Below are 12258 nucleotides of genomic sequence, written 5' to 3' on the forward strand. Positions count from 1 at the left end.
GGCATCCGTCCGCGCCGGATCCCTGATCCCGCGCGGACGTTCCCGAGGCCGTCGTACGCGGAGGGGCCCGGACCTGTGACAGGTCCGGGCCCCTCCGCGTGACGTCCGTCCCCGGGGTTCAGGCCTCCGGGTGGGTCCGCGCGGCGGCGGCCGCCGCGCGCTCCTCGTCGGTGCGGTCCTTGTCCGCGCGGTCCTTCGCGGCCCGCTCCTTCTCGGCGCGCTCCTCGGCCTCCATCTCGGCGAAGACGTCGATCGGCGCCGGGGCCTTCGCGAGGAAGACCCAGGTGAGGTAGACCGCGAGCAGGAACGGCGGGATCTTGAGCGCGACGAGCACCCAGCCGAACTTGGTCGTGTCGGCCCACCAGTACATCGGGAAGAGGATCGCGCACTTGCCGAGCAGGATCAGGCCCCAGGCCCAGCTGGCCTTGGTGTACGCCTTCTTGCGGCCGGGGTTGCGGGTCCGCCAGGAGAGGTTCTCCTTGAAGACCGGGCCGAGGATCAGGCCGATCAGCGGTACGCCCGCGAGCGCGGTGACGATGTACGCGAGGGCGAGGCCCAGCGTGTAGATCATGCCCGGCAGGTAGAAGTCCTTGGCGTTGCCGGTCATCATCGCGAAGACCACGCCGAAGGCGACGCCGAAGACCCCGCTGAAGGCGTGCTTGACGGTGTCCCGGCGGATCAGCCGGACGGCGACGAGGACCAGGGAGACCGCCAGCGCGGCGATCGCCGAGAACTGGAGGTTCTTGTTGACCGTGAAGATCGTGACGAACAGCAGACCGGGCACGACCGTCTCGATCATGCCCCGCAGGCCGCCGAAGGCCTCGAACAGCGCGGCCTCGGTGACCTCCTTCGAGGCCTGGGCGTCCTGATCGGCCTGGGCGTCCGTGGGGGTCGGCTTGTCGAGGGACGTCACCGGCTACTCCTGTCCGAGCGGTCGGAGCTCGTATTTGGGGTTGAAGAGGACCCGCCGGCCCTGGCTCATGGAGATCCTGCCGGAGGCGATCAGCCTGCGGCCCGGTTCGATGCCCACGATGGAGCGGCGGCCGAGCCACACGACGTCGAGCGGTGCCGTGCCGTCGAACAGTTCGGCCTCCAGCGCGGGCACACCGGCCCGGGGACGCAGCGTGACCGTGCGCAAGGTACCAGTCACCTTGACTATCTGGCGGTCGGAGCAGTCGCAGATGCGTGTGCACCCCGATGCCTCGGCGTCCTCCTGGAGCTCCTCCGACTCCAGGTCCTCGGCGGAGGAGGAGAGCCGGTCGAGCATCCGGCGGAACCTACCGGCCGGCTTCTCTGTTCGTGGTGCAGCGCTCATATGGAAAGCGTACCGGCCGCTCTTCGCGTCGAGGGCTGGTCCGGGCTTCCCCCCGTACGGCCTTGGCTTCAGCGTTCGAAGCGGTACCCCATGCCCGGTTCGGTGACGAAGTGGCGGGGGTGCGAGGGATCGCCCTCCAGCTTGCGGCGCAGTTGCGCCATGTAGACCCGCAGGTAGTTGGTCTCGGTGCCGTACGAGGGTCCCCAGACCTCCTGGAGCAGTTGCTTCTGGCTGACCAGGCGCCCGCTGTTGCGGACCAGGACCTCCAGGAGGTGCCATTCGGTGGGGGTGAGCCGGACGTCCTTGCCGTCGCGGTGGACCTTCTTCGCGGCGAGGTCGACGGTGAAGCCCTCGGTCTCGACGACCACGACCCCGTCCTCGGCGCCGCCGACCGGTTCGGCACGGCGGACGGCGGCGCGCAGCCGGGCGAGCAGCTCGTCCATCCCGAAGGGCTTGGTGACGTAGTCGTCGGCGCCCGCGTCGAGCGCCTCGACCTTCTCGTCGGAGGTCTGCCTGGCGGACAGGACGAGGATCGGCACCCGGGTCCAGCCGCGCAGGCCCTTGATCACCTCGACGCCGTCCATGTCGGGCAGTCCGAGGTCGAGGACGACGACGTCGGGGTGGCGTTCGGCGGCGAGACGGAGGGCGGTGGCACCGTCGGGCGCGGCGTCGACCTCGTACTTCCGCGCCTTGAGGTTGATCACCAGGGCGCGGACGATCTGCGGCTCGTCGTCGACCACGAGGACCCGGGTCATGTCGGGGGACCTTCCTTCTTCGGTCGCCCGTAGGGGCGGAGGCATGGGGCGGGGCAGGGAGCAGGGCAGGGAGCGGGTGCGGAGGAGCAAGAGGGTACGGGAGGGGCGGGGCCGGGCCTCACGGCGCCGGGCCCCGGGGTCAGGTCACCGCGTGGGCCGGGAGGTCGGCGGCGGGGACCGGGGGCCCGCCCCGCGCGGCGCGGAGCGTGAGCACCATCGTCAGGCCGCCGCCGGGGGTGTCCTCCGCGCCGAGGGTGCCGCCCATGGCCTCCACGAAGCCCCGGGCGACCGCGAGGCCGAGGCCGACCCCGGAGCCGCGCGGGGCGTCGCCGAAACGCTGGAAGGGCTCGAAGATGCCGTCCTTGGCCTCGTCGGGCACGCCGGGGCCCCGGTCCACGACCCGCAGCTCGACGCGTTCGCCGAGCGCGCTGGCGGCGACGGCCACGGGCATTCCGTCGGGGCTGTACTTGACGGCGTTCTCGACGATGTTGGCGACGGCCCGTTCGAGCAGGCCCTTGTCGACCTCGACCATCGGCAGCGTCTCGGGTATGTCGAGCTCCGCGCTGCCGTCCGGCACTCCCCCGAGGGCCATGGGGACGACCTCGTCGAGGTCGACCACCCGGATGAGGGGGGTGACGGTGCCGGTCTGGAGGCGGGACATGTCGAGGAGGTTGCCGACGAGGTGGTCGAGGCGGTCGGCGCCCGCCTCGATGCCCTCCAGGAGTTCGGCCCGGTCCTCCTCGGACCATTCGACGTCGTCGGAGCGGAGCGAGGTCACCGACGCCTTGATGCCCGCGAGGGGGGTGCGCAGGTCGTGGCTGACGGCGGCCAGCAGGGACGTGCGGATCTTGTTGCCCTCGGCGAGCTTGCGGGACTCCTCGGCCTCGTCGACGAGCCGCTGCCGGTCCAGGACGACGACCGCCTGGGCGGCGAACGCGCCCAGCACCCGGCGGTCCTCGGCGGGCAGGACCCGGCCGGTCAGGGCCAGCGCGAGGTGGTCGCCGACGGGCATGTCCACGTCGGCCTCCTCGGGCCGGGCGGCCGGCGCGGGGCCCACGCTGCCCGCGCGGGTCCAGGGCTCGACCTCGTCCACCCGTTCCAGGAGGGCGACGGACTCCATGGAGAAGGTCTCCCGGACCCGTTCGAGAAGGGCTTCGAGACTGGTCTCGCCGCGCAGCACGCTGCCCGCGAGGTAGGAGAGCACCTCGGACTCGGCGCGCAGCCGGGCCGCCTGGTGGGTGCGGCGGGCGGCCAGGTCCACCACGGAGGCGACGGCCATGGCGACCCCGAAGAAGACCGCGATGGCCACGATGTTCTTCGGGTCGGAGACGGTGAGCCGGTGGACGGGCGGGGTGAAGAACCAGTTGAGCAGGAGGGAACCGGCGGCGGCCGAGCCCAGTGCGGGCAGGAAGCCGCCGAGCAGCGCGGAGGCCACCGTGAGGGCCAGGAAGAGCAGCATGTCGTTGGCGAGGCCGAGGTCGGCGTCGACATGGGTGAGGAGCAGGGCGAGGGCGACCGGTCCCGCGACGCCGACCAGCCAGCCGGCGATGATCCGCGAGCTGCCGAGCCGGGCCCCCCGGGTGACGGGCAGGCCGCGCCCCTTGGCGACCTCGCCGTGGGTGACGATGTGGACGTCGAGGTCGGGCCCGGAGTCACGGGCCACGGTCTGGCCGACGCCGGGGCCGAGGATGTACTGCCAGGAGCGGCGGCGGCTGGAGCCCAGGACGATCTGGGTGGCGTTGACCCCCCGGGCGAACTCCAGGAGCGCCAGGGGGACGTCGTCGCCGATGACGTGATGGAACGTTCCGCCCAGGTCCTCGACGAGGGTGCGCTGGACGGCCAGCTCCTTGGGCGAGGCGGCGGTGAGTCCGTCGCTGCGGGCGATGTAGACGGCGAGGACCTCGCCGCCCGCGCCCTTCTCGGCCAGCCGGGTGGCCCTGCGTATGAGCGTGCGGCCCTCGGGCCCGCCGGTCAGCCCGACGACGATCCGCTCACGGGCCTGCCAGGTCGAGCGGATGTTGTGCTCGCCCCGGTAGCGCTGGAGGTACTCGTCGACCCGGTCGGCGGTCCACAGCAGGGCCAGCTCGCGCAGGGCGGTGAGGTTGCCGGGACGGAAGTAGTTGGACAGGGCCGCGTCGACCTTGTCCGAGGTGTAGATGTTGCCGTGGGCCATCCGGCGGCGCAGCGCCTCCGGGGACATGTCGACCAGCTCGATCTGGTCGGCCCGGCGCACCACCTCGTCGGGGACGGTCTCCCGCTGCCGTACGCCGGTGATCGCCTCGACCACGTCGCCGAGCGACTCCAGGTGCTGGATGTTGACGGTCGAGACGACGTCGATGCCCGCCGCGAGCAGTTCGGCGACGTCCTGCCAGCGCTTGGGGTTGCGGGAGCCGGGGACGTTGGTGTGGGCCAGCTCGTCGACGAGGGCGACGGCCGGGCGGCGGGCCAGGACCGCGTCGATGTCCATCTCGGTGAAGGTGGCGCCCCGGTACTCCAGGGTGCGGCGCGGCACCTGCTCCAGGCCGTGCAGCATGACCTCCGTGCGCGGCCGTCCGTGGTGCTCGACGAACGCGACCACGCAGTCCGTGCCGCGCTCCACGCGCCGGTGCCCCTCGGAGAGCATCGCGTAGGTCTTGCCGACGCCCGGCGCAGCGCCGAGGTAGATCCGAAGCTTGCCGCGTCCCATGGGACGACCATACGTCCAGCCAATCGGACATTCCGCACGTGGGGGAAGGGGCCGGTGTGGTCTTGACGTGATTCTGATGTCGGAAACACGACCCCGGGCCCGCCCCGGGGACCCTGTGGCGGGAGTCCCCGGGGAAGCCGTCCTCAGTGCTCGGTGATCTCGCCGTCGCTCAGCTCCAGGACCCGGTCCGCCAGGCCGAGGAGCTGCGGGTCGTGGGTGGCGACCAGGGCCGTACAGCCCTCGCTGCGCACCACCGCGCGCAGCAGCTGCATGACGGCGAGCCCGGTCTCCTGGTCCAGCTGACCGGTCGGCTCGTCGGCGATGAGCAGGGCGGGCTTGTTGGCCAGTGCCCGTGCGATGGCGACCCGCTGCTGCTGGCCGCCGGAGAGCTCACCGGGCCGCTGCGAGGCGTGGTCCGCGAGGCCGACCAGACCGAGGAGGAGGGAGACCCGCTCCTCGCGCTCCTTCGGGTCCGCCTTCCGCAGCCGCATGGGCACGCCCACGTTCTCCGCGGCGGAGAGGATGGGCAGCAGGCCGAAGGACTGGAAGATGAACCCGATCCGGTCCCGGCGCAGCTCCAGGAGCCCGCTCTCGCCGAGCGTGGAGAGGTCGATGCCGTCGATGACGATGGAGCCGCCGTCGGCGCTGTCGAGGCCGCCGACCAGGTTCAGCAGCGTCGTCTTGCCGGAACCGGAGCGTCCCTTGAGCGCGACCAGCTCACCGCGCGGGATGTCGAAGGAGACCCCCCGCAGTGCGTGGACGGCGGCCTCTCCCGTGCCGTACGAACGGCGCAGGTTCTCCACCCGGACCATCGGCGGGCCCGCCGGGTCCTCGGCGACGGCCGTCGCGGACCTCGTGCTGCTCTCACTCACGCTGTGCTCCCCCTCCTCGAACATGTGCCCGCCAGTATGGTCCGCCGCCGGGCCCGAGGGCCAGAGCCACCGGGAGAAACCTGTGGAAAACGGCCGGTGGGCCGCTTCCCGTACGTCGGTACGGGAAGCGGCCCACCAGAAGGTTCACCCGCTCGGCTGAGCCCGGAGGCCCTCCCGGGAGGGGCCCGGGGAGACGGCTCAGCGGATCTCGGAGATCTCCGGACCGCGCTGGAGCTGGCCCATGCCGCCGGAGAAGCGGGAGTTCTCCTGCTCCTCCTGCTGCACGCCGTCCGGCACCATCTGCGCGTCGTTCGGCAGCTTGAGGACGATCGGGTCGCGCGGGGCCATCGGGCCCTCGCCGCGGACGACCACGCTGTCCCGGACGATCTGTTCGAGCAGCCCCGCGGCCTCGGGCTGGACCGCGCCCTGCCCGGAGATCACTCCGCGCAGGAACCAGCGGGGTCCGTCGACGCCCACGAAGCGGACCAGCTGCACGCCCCGGTTGCCGTCCGGCAGCTGCACCGGCACCTGGGCCCGCAGCTCCCAGCCGAGGGGGCCCTCGACCTCGTCGATGACACCGCCCTGCTGGACGATGCCGGTCGCGATCTCGTCGCGGACCTCGCCCCAGATGCCCTCGTTCTTCGGGGCGGCGAAGGCCTGGAGCTGCACGGCGCTGTCCCGCAGGACGACGGTGGCCGCGACGATCGCGTCGCCCGCCACCTCCACCCGCAGTTCCATGCCCTCGACCCCGGGCACGAAGACCCCGCCGAGGTCCACGCGGCCCTCCTCGGGCTTGGCGACCTCGGAGATGTCCCAGGGTCCGTCGGGCCGGGGCGCCGGCGGAAGGTTCACCCGGCGCCGGGTCGCGGCGTCCGCGTCCTCGCCGTCCACCGCGTCGACGACCTGCTCGGCCTCGCCCGCCGCGTCCTCGGCGGCACCGCTCTTCTTGCGACGTCCGAACACGTCACTGTCCTTCCCGGTCGGATACGACCGAAGCGTATCGATTCCCACCCGTTGTGCCGTCCACGGCGGCATGACCGCCGGTGGAACCGAAGCCCCCCTCGGACCGCGCCGAACCGGGAAGCTCCGCCACCTCGTGGAAGCGCACCTTCTCGACCTGCTGGACGACAATCTGGGCAATCCTGTCGAACCGTTCGAACCGCACGGTCTCGCGCGGATCGAGATTGACCACGATCACCTTGATCTCTCCACGGTACCCGGCATCCACCGTCCCCGGGGCATTCACAAGCGCCACTCCGCAGCGGGCCGCGAGTCCCGAGCGGGGGTGCACGAAGGCCGCGTACCCGTCGGGCAGCGCGATCGAGACCCCGGTGGGCAGCACGGCGCGCTCCCCGGGGGCCAGCTCGGCGGCCTCGGTGGTCACGAGGTCGGCCCCGGCGTCACCGGGGTGCCCGTAGGAGGGGATCGGCACGTCCGGGTCCAGACGCCGGATCAGTACGTCGACGGGGTTGCGCATCAGGGGTTCACCTCGAAGGCGCGAGCGCGCCTGACCTGGTCGGGATCGGACATGGCGGCCTGGATCTCCTCCGGCCGGCCGTTGTCGATGAAATGGTCGACCTTGACCTCGACGAAGAGGGCGTCGGCGCGGACGGCGACGGGGCCCTCGGGCCCGCCGATCCGGCCGACCCCGGTCGAGAAGATCTTGCGGCCGTCCACGGCGGTGACCTCGGCCCGGAGATGGAGCACGGTGCCCACCGGGACGGGCCGCACGAAGTCGGTCTCCAGCCTGCCGGTCACGGCGATGACCCGGAGGAGCCAGTTCAGGGAGCCGAGGGTCTCGTCGAGCGCGGTGGCGAGGACGCCGCCGTGCGCGAGACCGGGGGCACCCTGGTGGTCGGGGGTCACGGTGAACTCGGCGGTGACGGTCACGCCCTCGCCCGCGCGCGCCGCGAGGTGGAGGCCGTGGGACTGCCCCTCGCCGCACCCGAAGCAGTACTCGTAGTGCGAACCGAGCAGCTCGCCGGGGGCCGGCGCGTCGGGGTGGCGCACCGGCGGTATGGCGTCGGGCGGCGGGGTGAGGGCGGCAGATGTTGCGGTCACAGGCGCAGACCTTACCCGCGCGGATGGGCGCGGGTCGCGCCGTGCCAAGCTTGGGCCCATGCAGCCTTCCGCACCGTCTCCGGCCTCCTCGTCCACGCCGTCCGCCGTGCCGCGCTTCGACGAGCGGCTGACGGCGCCCCGCTCGTGGTGGGTGATCGTCGGACTGCTCGGCCTGTCCGGCGGTCTGATCATGTTCCCGCTGGGTACGGTCCCGATGCTGGGCGGTCTGATCGTGGCCACGGTGCTGGCCGGTGCGGCGGTCTCCTCGTACGGCTCCGCGCGCGTGCGCGTGGTGGCGGGGTCGCTCGTGGCGGGCGACGCGCGCATCCCGGTGACGGCCCTGGGGACGGCCGAGGTGCTGGACCCGGAGGAGGCGCGCGCCTGGCGCACCCACAAGGCCGATCCGCGTGCCTTCCTGCTGATGCGCAGCTACGTGCCGCGCGCGGTGCGGGTCGAGATCGCGGACCCGGCGGACCCGACCCCGTACGCGTACCTCTCCAGCCGTGAGCCGGAGGCCCTGGTGGCGGCGCTGGAGGCCGAGCGCCCCGGGGCCCGCACGGAGGCCGGGGGCTGACCCGTACGGACGTCCGGGGGCCGACCGGGCCCGTACGGGCGGTGTGCCGGTCCCCGGGGGAGCGGTGGCCGGGGGTCCGGCCGTCGGCGGCGGTTCTCCCGGGCTCTGGGAACCCGTCCCGGGTGTCGGCCGCCCACGGGCTGACGAGTCCGTCCGTCCCGGGGCACGGGCCCACGGGGAGACCCCTGGTCCCCCGCCCGGCTAGAGGCCCGGTTCCTCGGGGTTCTCCGGCTGTTCCAGCGGGGGCAGCTCCCGGAGGGACTCCCAGGGGACGCGGCGCTCGCGCAGGTCCTTGCGGATGTGCGCCGCGAGCTTCTTGGTGTCGCGGCGGTTCATGACGGCGCCGACGGCCGCGCCGACCATGAAGGGCATGAGGTTCGGCAGGTTGCGGACCATGCGCTTCATGATCTGCTGGCGCAGTTCGCGCTTGAGCTGCCCGCCGAGGGCCGCGTTGACCGTGGTGGGCCTGGTGGGGTCGACGCCCCGCTCCTCGGCCCAGGAGGCCAGGTAGGCGGCCGACCGCTGGGTGAGCCTGCCCGGGGGGCGCAGCCCGTAGACCTCGTGCAGCTCGGCGATGAGCTTGAGCTCCACGGCGGCGACGCCGGTGATCTCGGCGGCGAGTTCCGCGGGCATGGCCGGGGGCACCGGGAGCATGGCGGCGGCGCCGACGCTCGCGCCCACGGTCGAGCTCGCGTTCGCCGCGCCCGCGACGAGCTTGTCGGCGAGTTCCTCCGGGCCGAGCCCGGGGAACTGTTTGCGCAGGGTCGCCAGATCGCGGACCGGGATCCGCGGGGCGAGGTCGATCAGCCGGTCGGCCAGGTAGCCGATGCCCGCCCTGGCGCTGTCGCCGCCGCGCTTCACGCCCTGGCGGACGCCCTGCGCGACGCCGCGCCGGACGGCGTCGATCCGGCCGGAATCGATCTTGATCTTGTCGAGCTGGGCGCGCGCGGGGTTGGCGAGGCGCTTGACGGCGCCGAAGCGTCCGTCCCTCCCTGCCTCCTCGCGCGGGGACCCGTCGGGGTCCGTCGGGTCGAGCGCGTCGCTCCGTCCGGTGCCCCGCTCCGCCGGGAGGCGGGCCGGGTCCGGCTCGGCGACCGCAGCGAGCGAGGCCGGGTGGCCCCGCTCGTCGTCACGTACGCCGAGGGAGGACGGGGCGGCGCTGTGCTCGGCCTCGGGAGCCCCGTGGGCGCCCTCCGCCGGGCCCGAGCCGCCCTTGTTCGCCTTCGGGCTCCCGGGGAGCCTCAGACGTCGCTTCCGGGACGGTGTGTCGCCTGTCACGGCCGACGACCTCAGTCGCAGTCGCGGCAGATCGGCTGGCCGTTCTTCTCCCTGGCCAGCTGGCTGCGGTGGTGCACGAGGAAGCAGCTCATGCAGGTGAACTCGTCGGCCTGCTTGGGCAGGACCCGGACGGCCAGCTCCTCGTTGGAGAGGTCGGCGCCGGGCAGCTCCAGGCCCTCGGCGGCCTCGAACTCGTCGACATCGACGGTCGAGGTGGACTTGTCGTTCCGGCGGGCCTTCAGTTCTTCAAGGCTGTCCGAGTCGACGTCGTCGTCGGTCTTGCGTGGGGTGTCGTAATCCGTTGCCATGTCGCTCTCCCCCTCTGGGTGGTTGCGGGTGTCTCAGCGCACGTAACGCGTGAGAGGTCGGACTTGTGCCCGACCTGAGGCGGAGATTTTGCCTCACATCAAGGTCTGTTACTCAATCGACACCCGTCCCGCCCTCTCGCGAGTGGCGGGCTTCGGGTGGCGAACCGGACCGTACACGGTCCGCGGGGTGCGCCTCGCGCACACCACCCCGTGTACTTCCCGTCATTACGGGCCCTGGAAACCCGGACTTTTCCAGGTTTTCCGAGGGATTTCCCGGTCACGGAGAGTGGGGGGCCAGGCCCCTTCCCCTGTGATCGATCACACAGGGGCGTCTCAGGATCAGGGCTCCGGAATTCCGCCCAAAGCGAACGGAACCGGTCGGCCCGTGCAGTGTGTCAGATCGGCAGAGTGACACGCATCACGAGGCCGCCGCCCTCGCGGGGCTCCGCGATGATACGGCCGCCGTGCGCGCGGGCCACGGATCTGGCGATCGACAGGCCGAGACCGACGCCCTTGTCGCTCCCGGTGCGCTCCTGGCGGAGCCGCCGGAACGGCTCGAAGAGGTTGTCGATCTCGTACGCCGGGACCACGGGTCCCGTGTTCGAGACGACCAGGACCGCCTGGGCGTGCCGGGTCTCGGTGGTGACCTCCACCCAGCCGCCCTCCGGCACGTTGTACCGGACGGCGTTCTGCAGCAGGTTCAGGGCGATCCGTTCGAGGAGGACGCCGTTGCCCTGGACGACCGCCGGGGCGCGCACGCCCCGGATCTCGACGCCCTTGGCCTCCGCCTCGGCGTGCACCTGGTCCACCGCGCGCTCGGCGACCTCGGCGAGGTCGACGGGTTTGCGCTCGACGATCTGGTTGTCGCTGCGGGCCAGCAGCAGCAGGCCCTCGACGAGCTGCTCGCTGCGCTCGTTGGTGGCGAGCAGGGTCTTGCCGAGCTGCTGGAGCTCGACCGGTCCCCCGGGGTCCGAGAGGTGGACCTCCAGGAGGGTGCGGTTGATCGCCAGCGGGGTCCGCAGCTCGTGCGAGGCGTTCGCGACGAACCGCTGCTGGGCGCTGAAGGCCCGCTCCAGGCGGTCCAGCATCTCGTCGAAGGTGTCGGCCAGCTCCTTCAGCTCGTCGTCGGGACCGTCCAGCTCGATCCGCCGGGACAGGTCCGAACCGGCCACCTGACGGGCGGTGCGGGTGATCCGGCCCAGCGGCGAGAGCACCCGGCCCGCCATCGCGTAACCGAAGGCGAAGGCGATGATGCTCAGCCCGAGCAGCGCGAACAGCGAGCGCCGCAGGAGGTCCTCCAGGGCCAGGTCGCTCTGGTGCCGCAGGCAGACCGAGACGGCGTCGTTCAGCTGCTCGCCGGTGCCCTGCACGGGCAGCTCGCACCAGGAGGTCGTGGGCTGGACCTTGCCCTCGACGACCTTGAAGGGCAGCTCGGAGACGCTGTCCGTGAGGGCCTGCGCGGTGAAGAGGTAGATGATCGAGAGCAGCAGGATGCCCGCGATGAGGAACATCCCGCCGTACAGCAGGGTGAGCCGTATCCGGATGGTCGGGCGCAGCAGCGGCCGGACCGGGTCCCGGGGGTCCCAGGTCGGTTTCGGCGGCGCCTGGGGGTGAGGGGGCGCGGGGGTGGTGGCCATCGGGTCAGATCCGGTACCCGGATCCGGGCACCGTGACGATGACCGGCGGCTCGCCGAGCTTGCGGCGCAGGGTCATGACGGTGACGCGCACGACGTTGGTGAACGGGTCGGTGTTCTCGTCCCAGGCCTTCTCCAGGAGCTGCTCGGCCGAGACGACCGCGCCCTCGCTGCGCATGAGGACCTCAAGGACGGCGAACTCCTTGGGCGCGAGCTGGACCTCCCGGCCCTCCCGGAAGACCTCGCGGCGGTTCGGGTCGAGCTTGATGCCCGCGCGCTCCAGGACCGGCGGCAGCGGCACGCTGGTGCGGCGGCCGAGGGCGCGCACCCGCGCGGTCAGCTCGGCGAAGGCGAAGGGCTTGGGGAGGTAGTCGTCCGCGCCGAGCTCCAGGCCCTCGACGCGGTCGCTGACGTCGCCGGAGGCGGTGAGCATCAGGACGCGGGTGGGCATACCCAGCTCGACGATCCTGCGGCAGACGTCGTCCCCGTGGACGAGGGGCAGGTCGCGGTCGAGGACGACGACGTCGTAGTCGTTCACCCCGACGCGTTCCAGGGCCGCGGCGCCGTCGTACACGACGTCGACGGCCATGGCCTCCCGGCGCAGTCCGGTGGCCACGGCATCGGCGAGCAGTTGCTCGTCCTCGACGACGAGTACGCGCACGTCGTTTCCTTTCCGCTGAGCATCGGTCCGGGACGGGACCGGCTGGAACCTGAGCACTGACTGTGCGTGTCCATCCTGCCCCGTACGCGCGTAAACCGGCTGTAAGACGGCCGT

Annotated in this window: 13 protein-coding genes; 1 reads left to right on the forward strand and 12 read right to left on the reverse strand. The window is 72.3% G+C overall.

What is annotated here, in order from left to right:
• Positions 1 to 118: 118 nt before the first annotated feature.
• From ACFXGN_RS30770 to ACFXGN_RS30805, 8 genes are all read right to left on the reverse strand, one after another.
• On the reverse strand, positions 119 to 913 hold the full coding sequence (locus ACFXGN_RS30770) for a DUF3159 domain-containing protein (RefSeq protein WP_384865399.1): 795 nt from the start codon (positions 911 to 913) through the stop codon (positions 119 to 121).
• 3 nt (positions 914 to 916) lie between these two features.
• Complete coding sequence (locus ACFXGN_RS30775; protein WP_351781200.1) at positions 917 to 1315, reverse strand: OB-fold nucleic acid binding domain-containing protein; 399 nt, start codon at positions 1313 to 1315, stop codon at positions 917 to 919.
• Between the two features lie 68 nt (positions 1316 to 1383).
• Complete coding sequence (locus ACFXGN_RS30780; RefSeq protein ID WP_366445645.1) at positions 1384 to 2070, reverse strand: response regulator; 687 nt, start codon at positions 2068 to 2070, stop codon at positions 1384 to 1386.
• A 139-nt stretch (positions 2071 to 2209) separates the two neighbouring features.
• Complete coding sequence (locus ACFXGN_RS30785) at positions 2210 to 4756, reverse strand: DUF4118 domain-containing protein (RefSeq protein ID WP_384865401.1); 2547 nt, start codon at positions 4754 to 4756, stop codon at positions 2210 to 2212.
• Positions 4757 to 4899: 143 nt separating this feature from the next.
• Entirely contained in the window at positions 4900 to 5568 is a 669-nt protein-coding gene (locus ACFXGN_RS30790; protein WP_384865446.1) for an ABC transporter ATP-binding protein, read from the reverse strand.
• Positions 5569 to 5826: 258 nt separating this feature from the next.
• On the reverse strand, positions 5827 to 6591 hold the full coding sequence (locus ACFXGN_RS30795) for a DUF3710 domain-containing protein (RefSeq protein ID WP_384865403.1): 765 nt from the start codon (positions 6589 to 6591) through the stop codon (positions 5827 to 5829).
• A gap of 1 nt (position 6592) precedes the next feature.
• Complete coding sequence (dut, locus tag ACFXGN_RS30800) at positions 6593 to 7105, reverse strand: dUTP diphosphatase (protein WP_384865405.1); 513 nt, start codon at positions 7103 to 7105, stop codon at positions 6593 to 6595.
• Positions 7105 to 7689, reverse strand: a complete 585-nt coding sequence (locus tag ACFXGN_RS30805; RefSeq protein WP_384865407.1) for a PaaI family thioesterase — start codon at positions 7687 to 7689, stop codon at positions 7105 to 7107. The genes dut and ACFXGN_RS30805 overlap by 1 nt, the downstream gene beginning before the upstream one ends.
• Before the next feature lie 58 nt (positions 7690 to 7747).
• On the opposite strand from ACFXGN_RS30805, the gene ACFXGN_RS30810 reads away from it, so the two are divergent.
• A complete protein-coding gene (locus ACFXGN_RS30810; RefSeq protein ID WP_384865408.1) occupies positions 7748 to 8263 on the forward strand; it encodes a DUF3093 domain-containing protein in 516 nt (171 codons plus the stop codon).
• 201 nt (positions 8264 to 8464) lie between these two features.
• On the opposite strand, the gene ACFXGN_RS30815 is transcribed toward ACFXGN_RS30810, so the two are convergent.
• The 4 genes from ACFXGN_RS30815 to ACFXGN_RS30830 form a co-directional block, all read right to left on the reverse strand.
• A complete protein-coding gene (locus tag ACFXGN_RS30815) occupies positions 8465 to 9541 on the reverse strand; it encodes a hypothetical protein (protein ID WP_384865410.1) in 1077 nt (358 codons plus the stop codon).
• Between the two features lie 11 nt (positions 9542 to 9552).
• The gene (locus ACFXGN_RS30820) at positions 9553 to 9849 is read right to left on the reverse strand and encodes a DUF4193 domain-containing protein (protein ID WP_003955561.1); all 297 of its coding nucleotides are present in this window, start codon (positions 9847 to 9849) and stop codon (positions 9553 to 9555) included.
• Positions 9850 to 10244: 395 nt separating this feature from the next.
• Complete coding sequence (locus ACFXGN_RS30825) at positions 10245 to 11486, reverse strand: sensor histidine kinase (protein ID WP_384865412.1); 1242 nt, start codon at positions 11484 to 11486, stop codon at positions 10245 to 10247.
• Between the two features lie 4 nt (positions 11487 to 11490).
• Positions 11491 to 12144: a response regulator transcription factor gene (locus ACFXGN_RS30830; RefSeq protein ID WP_384865414.1), complete on the reverse strand. Its 654-nt coding sequence runs from the start codon at positions 12142 to 12144 to the stop codon at positions 11491 to 11493.
• Positions 12145 to 12258 lie beyond the last annotated feature (114 nt).

This window comes from Streptomyces sp. NPDC059247 (genome assembly GCF_042754005.1).
Classification (GTDB): Bacteria; Actinomycetota; Actinomycetes; order Streptomycetales; family Streptomycetaceae; genus Streptomyces.

What these genes read in the sequence shown, in the direction of transcription:
- ACFXGN_RS30775 (WP_351781200.1), bottom strand. Translation starts at nt 1,315, where the DNA reads ATGAGCGCTGCACCACGAACAGAGAAGCCGGCCGGTAGGTTCCGCCGG.
- ACFXGN_RS30780 (WP_366445645.1), bottom strand. Translation starts at nt 2,070, where the DNA reads ATGACCCGGGTCCTCGTGGTCGACGACGAGCCGCAGATCGTCCGCGCC.
- ACFXGN_RS30785 (WP_384865401.1), bottom strand. Translation starts at nt 4,756, where the DNA reads ATGGGACGCGGCAAGCTTCGGATCTACCTCGGCGCTGCGCCGGGCGTC.
- ACFXGN_RS30790 (WP_384865446.1), bottom strand. Translation starts at nt 5,568, where the DNA reads ATGGTCCGGGTGGAGAACCTGCGCCGTTCGTACGGCACGGGAGAGGCC.
- dut (WP_384865405.1), bottom strand. Translation starts at nt 7,105, where the DNA reads ATGCGCAACCCCGTCGACGTACTGATCCGGCGTCTGGACCCGGACGTG.
- ACFXGN_RS30810 (WP_384865408.1), top strand. Translation starts at nt 7,748, where the DNA reads ATGCAGCCTTCCGCACCGTCTCCGGCCTCCTCGTCCACGCCGTCCGCC.
- ACFXGN_RS30820 (WP_003955561.1), bottom strand. Translation starts at nt 9,849, where the DNA reads ATGGCAACGGATTACGACACCCCACGCAAGACCGACGACGACGTCGAC.
- ACFXGN_RS30825 (WP_384865412.1), bottom strand. Translation starts at nt 11,486, where the DNA reads ATGGCCACCACCCCCGCGCCCCCTCACCCCCAGGCGCCGCCGAAACCG.